This window comes from Gelidibacter salicanalis, from assembly GCF_016469035.1.
In the GTDB taxonomy this organism is placed as follows: domain Bacteria; phylum Bacteroidota; class Bacteroidia; order Flavobacteriales; family Flavobacteriaceae; genus Gelidibacter; species Gelidibacter salicanalis_A.
The window spans coordinates 1-244 of record NZ_JAEHJZ010000514.1 but is presented as its reverse complement, the minus strand read 5'-3'; the positions used below and the strand labels follow the sequence as shown (position 1 = coordinate 244).

At 56.6% G+C, this 244-nt stretch carries 2 tRNA genes; both read left to right on the top strand.

The features are described 5' to 3' along the window. Positions 1-43: 43 nt before the first annotated feature. Positions 44-115, top strand: a tRNA-Gly gene (locus JEM65_RS21925). A gap of 40 nt (positions 116-155) precedes the next feature. Beyond that, positions 156-226: transfer RNA gene (locus JEM65_RS21920), tRNA-Cys, on the top strand. Positions 227-244: the final 18 nt, after the last annotated feature.

The window sequence follows — 244 nt, the reverse complement described above, 5'->3', positions numbered from 1 at the left end:
GTCATCTAGCACGCGAAAACGGGTAACCGAATAGCTTGTAAATGCGGATGTGGCGCAGTGGTAGCGCATAACCTTGCCAAGGTTAGGGTCGCGAGTTCGAATCTCGTCATCCGCTCAAGTGGGAAGTGTCAGCCTCGCTGGCACTTTCCATGTGCGGTGGAGTGGCCGAGAGGCGAGGCAGCGGCCTGCAAAGCCGTATACGCGGGTTCAAATCCCGTCTCCACCTCGTAACGAGTGTTTTACG